4 protein-coding genes and 1 pseudogene are annotated in these 3,550 nt (G+C 41.7%); all 5 read left to right on the top strand.

Going from position 1 to position 3,550, the window contains the following annotated elements; genetic code table 11:
• A pseudogene (locus tag LD39_RS23180) lies at positions 1 to 207 on the top strand (NUDIX hydrolase); the annotation flags it as partial.
• A 16-nt stretch (positions 208 to 223) separates the two neighbouring features.
• Entirely contained in the window at positions 224 to 1,108 is an 885-nt protein-coding gene (gene rapZ / locus LD39_RS16735; RefSeq protein ID WP_035550156.1) for an RNase adapter RapZ, read from the top strand.
• A 3-nt stretch (positions 1,109 to 1,111) separates the two neighbouring features.
• Positions 1,112 to 2,071: a YvcK family protein gene (gene yvcK / locus LD39_RS16730; protein WP_035550153.1), complete on the top strand. Its 960-nt coding sequence runs from the start codon at positions 1,112 to 1,114 to the stop codon at positions 2,069 to 2,071.
• A gap of 34 nt (positions 2,072 to 2,105) precedes the next feature.
• Entirely contained in the window at positions 2,106 to 3,062 is a 957-nt protein-coding gene (whiA, locus tag LD39_RS16725; protein ID WP_035550150.1) for a DNA-binding protein WhiA, read from the top strand.
• A 135-nt stretch (positions 3,063 to 3,197) separates the two neighbouring features.
• Positions 3,198 to 3,452: an HPr family phosphocarrier protein gene (locus LD39_RS16720; protein ID WP_035550147.1), complete on the top strand. Its 255-nt coding sequence runs from the start codon at positions 3,198 to 3,200 to the stop codon at positions 3,450 to 3,452.
• Positions 3,453 to 3,550: the final 98 nt, after the last annotated feature.

Here is a 3,550-nt window from a genome sequence, read left to right as displayed (position 1 = left end):
TATTCAGGTGATTTATTAGAAGAAAGTGAAGAAGGGGAACTGGAATGGGTTCCCGTCGATCAAGTGTTGGAAAAACCGATGGCAGAGGGCGATCGGCATATCTTCAAACATATCCTGAACAGTAATGAGCAAGTTTATGGAACATTTGTATATACGACGGATTTCAAACTGATTGATCAGGACATGGATCCGTCCCGACCTGACTAATGAGGAGCGATCGAGGATGCGAGAAGATGCGAACAATACTCAATTAGTAATTATTACTGGAATGTCAGGAGCAGGAAAGACCGTAGCCGTTCAAAGCTTTGAAGACCTCGGTTTTTTTTGTGTGGATAATCTCCCGCCTGCTTTACTGCCAAAATTTCTTGAGCTGATGAAAGATTCAACTAACAATATTCAAAACGTAGCCTTAGTAATGGATCTCAGAGGAAGAGAGTTCTTCGAAGCACTTTTTGATTCTTTAGACCGTCTAGGAAAAGAAGATTGGATCCAGGAGCACATTCTATTTTTGGATGCTGAGGATCAGTCTCTTGTTTCCCGTTATAAGGAAACGCGCCGCTCACACCCGCTTGCCAAGGAAGGATTACCTTTAGAAGGAATCCGAAAAGAACGTAAGCTTTTGGATGAACTCAGAGGACGCTCCCAAACGATTATTGATACGACGAGTTTGAAACCGAAAGAACTTAGGGAACGAATCATTGAAAAATACCGTCAACAGGAACAGCAAGTGTTCTCTGTGCAGATGGTTTCGTTCGGATTCAAGTATGGTGTGCCGATTGACGCGGATTTGATGTTTGATGTGAGATTCCTGCCGAATCCGCACTATGTTGAACATATGCGGCCGTTGACCGGTCTGCATACCGATGTATCCTCTTATGTATTTAAATGGTCGGATACTCAGAAGTTTTTAGAGAAATTGAAAGACTTGCTTCAATTCATGCTTCCACAGTATAAGAAAGAAGGTAAAAGCCAACTTGTCGTAGCCATTGGGTGTACAGGCGGTCAACACCGGTCCGTAGCTTTGGCTGAGTATTTAGGTGAATATTTTTCCAGCGATTTTGTCACGCATGTAACACACAGAGACATAGACAAAAGAAAGGGTTTGTAACAGATGGCGAATAGTGAGGAACCTCGTGTAGTCGTCATTGGCGGCGGGACAGGTATGCCAGTCCTTCTCAGAGGTCTGAAAGATTTACCGATCGATCTATCTGCCATTGTAACAGTTGCGGACGATGGTGGGAGTTCGGGAAGACTTCGAACGGAAATGGCGATTCCTGCCCCTGGCGATATTCGAAATGTTGTTGCAGCCTTATCTGATGCTGAACCGATGCTGTTGGAGCTCTTTCAGCATCGGTTTGTCACCAATAATGGCGCAAGTTTATCCGGTCACTCGATGGGCAACCTCCTGTTGGCTGCCATGGCATCGATGACGGGAGACTTTTATAAAGGAATCAAAGAGATCTCTCGCGTATTGAATGTCCGAGGGAATATTTATCCGATCGCCAATCATTCCATGAACCTCCATGCTGAAATGGAAGACGGAACTGTAGTAACTGGCGAATCAAGTATTCCCAAACAAAATAAAAAGATCAAACGGGTTTACGTCAGCCCGACTCCTGTTCAACCCTTACCTGAAGCTGTGAGTGCTATCAAATCAGCTGATTTGATCGTCATTGCTCCAGGAAGTCTCTATACAAGTATTATGCCGAATATCATTATCCCTGAAATCGGACAAGCACTAAGGGAGACGAAAGCTCATGTTACTTATGTTTGTAACGTTATGACTCAGAAGGGGGAGACATCCGGTTACACGGCTGGCGATCACCTACAGGCTTTATTTGACCATGTCGGCAAAGGAGTTATCAACTCGATAGTTGTGCATAATAAGCCGATCGAACAAGATGTTAAACAGGCTTATGCACGGGAAAAATCTGAACCTGTCGTTTATGATATCGATCGCATTAAATCCATGGGGATAAAAGTCATTGAAGAAGACATCATAGATCATAGTCAATCAATGTTACGTCACGACACAGATAAACTAACCAGATTACTGCACTCGATGCTTTAAAAAGGAACACTTGGACCAGAGGGGGTGGACATCTATGTCATTTGCATCTGAAATAAAAAAAGAACTGACGAATGTGGAAGCTGAAACATGTTGTTTAGAGTCTGAGCTTGCGGCTTTAGTCAGGATGAATGGAACGTTTTCTTTATCCAATCGTAAATATGTATTAGACATCCAGACAGAAAACGCTGCGATAGCAAGAAGAATTTATATGTTAATTAAGAAGCTCTATCCTTATCCAGTTGAGCTTTTAGTACGTAAAAAAATGCGGTTAAAGAAAAACAACGTTTATATCGTACGAATGAAGGAAAAGGCGGATCAAGTGTTGAATGACCTTGAAATTCTTAAGGGTCCGTTATCGATCAATCCGAATATCCCTGAAAAGTTTCTGCATGATACATGCTGTAAACGCGCATATTTGCGAGGTGCATTCCTTGCAGGCGGCTCCGTAAACAATCCTGAAACGTCTTCTTATCACCTGGAGATCTATTCTTCTGATGAGGAACACAACGAGGCGTTGTGTAAGTTAATGAACCAGTTCGGTCTTCATGCACGTACGTTAAACCGTAAAAAAGGCTACATTACCTACTTGAAAGAAGCAGATAAGATTACAGAACTAATCAGTAATATTGGGGCTCATCAGGCTTTATTTAAGTTTGAGGACGTCCGTATTGTCCGCGACATGCGTAATTCAGTCAATCGTTTAGTCAATTGTGAAACAGCAAATTTAAATAAAACGATCGGTGCCGCTTTCCGGCAAGTCGAAAATATTAAGTTCATTAAAAGAACTGTTGGATTAGAGGCTTTGCCAGATAAGCTTCAGGAAATAGCTACACTAAGGCTTCAGTATCAGGAAGTTTCATTGAAGGAACTTGGAGAATATGTCTCTGGGGCTCCGATTAGTAAATCAGGGATCAATCATCGCCTTCGCAAAATAGACGAGTTTGCTGAAAAAGTCCGTAGAGGAGAAGTCACAGAAAACTCAAGAAATTAATGTCTTTTATTAGCTATTCATGCTATAATGGATTACAATTATTAACGCTTTCTATCAAACGGAAGCGTTTTTCTTCCGTAGCTTTTGAATGCGCTTTCTAAAGAAATGTTGAAGAAAAAGAGAGGAGAATGATAGGTGGTCGAACGGTTAATTACGGTAGAACTTGAAACGGGATTACAAGCAAGACCTGCAGCACAGTTCGTGCAGCAAGCCAACCGATTCAGTGCAGATATCTTTATTGAAAAAGATGAAAAACGAATCAATGCTAAAAGCATCATGGGATTAATGAGTCTGGCTGTTGGTACTGGGGAAGAAATTACTCTGATAGCTGATGGTACGGACGAAGAGACGGCTTTAGAAGAACTTAGCTCATTTGTTAAAGAATCCTAAATTTTTTATCCTTATATGTGAATTAATGAACGTAAGCATTGCGGGAACGTTCCCATAACATAAGAAAAATCCGCTGTGAATACACAGCGGATTTTATC

It is taken from the genome of Halobacillus sp. BBL2006 (genome assembly GCF_000786645.1).
GTDB lineage: Bacteria > Bacillota > Bacilli > Bacillales > Halobacillaceae > Halobacillus.
This window is presented reverse-complemented; position numbering and strand designations above follow the sequence as displayed.

Bases quoted from the DNA above. Each gene is read 5' to 3' on its own strand.
- rapZ (WP_035550156.1), top strand. From the start codon at position 224: ATGCGAGAAGATGCGAACAATACTCAATTAGTAATTATTACTGGAATG.
- yvcK (WP_035550153.1), top strand. From the start codon at position 1,112: ATGGCGAATAGTGAGGAACCTCGTGTAGTCGTCATTGGCGGCGGGACA.
- whiA (WP_035550150.1), top strand. From the start codon at position 2,106: ATGTCATTTGCATCTGAAATAAAAAAAGAACTGACGAATGTGGAAGCT.